3 protein-coding genes are annotated in these 1,828 nt (G+C 45.5%); all 3 read left to right on the top strand.

Going from position 1 to position 1,828, the window contains the following annotated elements; all coding sequences use genetic code 11:
- Positions 1 to 682, top strand: a 682-nt coding sequence (locus ACEW8S_RS05830) for a thiamine pyrophosphate-dependent enzyme (RefSeq protein ID WP_373517238.1), incomplete at its 5' end; no start/stop codon positions are given.
- Positions 679 to 1,275 carry an O-methyltransferase gene (locus ACEW8S_RS05835; protein WP_373517239.1) on the top strand — a complete coding sequence of 199 codons (597 nt, stop codon included), beginning with the start codon at positions 679 to 681 and terminating at the stop codon, positions 1,273 to 1,275. The genes ACEW8S_RS05830 and ACEW8S_RS05835, both read left to right, overlap by 4 nt.
- 2 nt (positions 1,276 to 1,277) lie before the next feature.
- Entirely contained in the window at positions 1,278 to 1,808 is a 531-nt protein-coding gene (ilvN, locus tag ACEW8S_RS05840; protein ID WP_373517240.1) for an acetolactate synthase small subunit, read from the top strand.
- The last annotated feature ends 20 nt before the right edge of the window (positions 1,809 to 1,828 follow it).

Here is a 1,828-nt window from a genome sequence, read left to right on the forward strand (position 1 = left end):
GAACGAGCACAAGGCCTGGCACAAAGTTTTTCAGGAAAAATACCAAATCGAATTCGATACGGTTATTAAACATGATATCCATCCCACCAAGGAAGGTTTGACCATGGGCGAAGTCATCGAAGAAATCAATTTGGCTTCCGAAAACAAAGCGGTCATCGTTTCAGACGTGGGACAGCACCAGATGATTGCCTGTCGCTATGCGAAGTTCAATCAGTCCAAAAGTAATATTACTTCCGGCGGCCTCGGAACTATGGGCTTTGCCCTTCCTGCGGCCATTGGAGCGAAGATGGGGGCGATGGACCGTGAAGTGGTCGCTATTATCGGCGATGGCGGCTATCAGATGACGATTCAGGAACTGGGTATTATTTTCCAGCATCAGGTACCGGTAAAAATCGTAGTGCTGAACAACGATCATTTGGGCATGGTACGCCAATGGCAAGAGCTGTTTTTCGAAAAGCGCTATGCGTCAACGGTCATGGTCAATCCCGATTTTGTAAAGATTGCGGAAGGCTACCATATAGAGGCCAAAAGGGTCAGCGAGCGCAAAGACCTGAAAGTGACGATACAGAAAATGATGGCTTCGGATAAGCCGTATTTTTTAGAGGTCAAGGTTGAACAGGAAGATAATGTATTCCCGATGATTCCCTCAGGCGCGTCGGTTTCCGATATTCGGCTGAAATGAACGACACCAACATCCAAAACAAACCGAAAATCCTTCAAAAAATCCAAGGAAAATCCGAAGAGATCGGCTTTACCATGCCTTCGGATATCTATATCGGCACTTTTCTTAAAACCCTTATCGCCTCAAAGCCGAAAGGGCGATTTTTGGAACTGGGCACCGGCATCGGATTAAGCCTTTCGTGGACGGTCGACGGTATGGATAGGGAGTCCCATTTGATTACCGTAGACAACGACCCTGGGCTGATCGACATCGCCACGTCCTATTTCGGGGAAGACAAGCGATTGGAAATTGTCTGCCAAGAGGGTGCGGAATGGATAAAAGTATACAATGGAGCGGCCTTTGACCTCATATTTGCAGATGCTTGGCCAGGAAAGTATAGCGAAATCGATGAAATACTGGATTTGATCAACGTAGGGGGTTTTTACGTTATCGACGATATGAGCGTACAGCCGAATTGGCCCGACGGGCATCAGGAAAAAGCAGATGGATTGGTCGCCTATTTGGAAAAACGCGACGATTTTACCCTAACCAAAATGAACTGGTCGACGGGATTGATTATTGCGGTCAAAAAAAAAGTAATCATTAATACGTAACAATGAAAAAAGCTTGGTTCACCATTTCGGTCTATTCCGAGAACAACGTCGGATTGCTGAATAGAATATCGGGAATATTTTTAAAGCGGCACATTAATATAGAGAGCTTAAACGTATCTAGGTCAGAAATCGATGGAGTTTCTAAGTTCACGATCGTGACCTTTACTACGGAAGATTGGACGCGAAAAATCGTTCGCCAGATCGAAAAACAGATCGAGGTGATCAAGGCCTTTTACCACACCGACGAGGAGACCATTTTTCAAGAATCAGCGCTGTTCAAGAGTGCCTCCAACCTATTGTTCGACGAACGGCAGATACAGAATATCATCAAAGAGAACCATTCGCAGATAGTTACCGTAGCTAGGGATTTTTTTGTCATATCAAAGACGGGCAGACGTAGCGAGGTCGATAAAATGTACGATGAGCTAAAACCCTTTGGTATTATGCAGTTCGTACGTTCGGGGAGAATATCGGTCACTAAAGATGTCATGGAGATTACCGCGCTGCTCAACGGGTTTCATGAAAAAGCGTAAACCGTCATAGTGGGAAGTAA

The sequence above is a fragment of the Pricia sp. genome, from assembly GCF_041745955.1.
Classification (GTDB): Bacteria; Bacteroidota; Bacteroidia; order Flavobacteriales; family Flavobacteriaceae; genus Pricia.

Coding starts and splice junctions, on each gene's coding strand:
- ACEW8S_RS05835 (WP_373517239.1), top strand. CDS start 679: ATGAACGACACCAACATCCAAAACAAACCGAAAATCCTTCAAAAAATC.
- ilvN (WP_373517240.1), top strand. CDS start 1,278: ATGAAAAAAGCTTGGTTCACCATTTCGGTCTATTCCGAGAACAACGTC.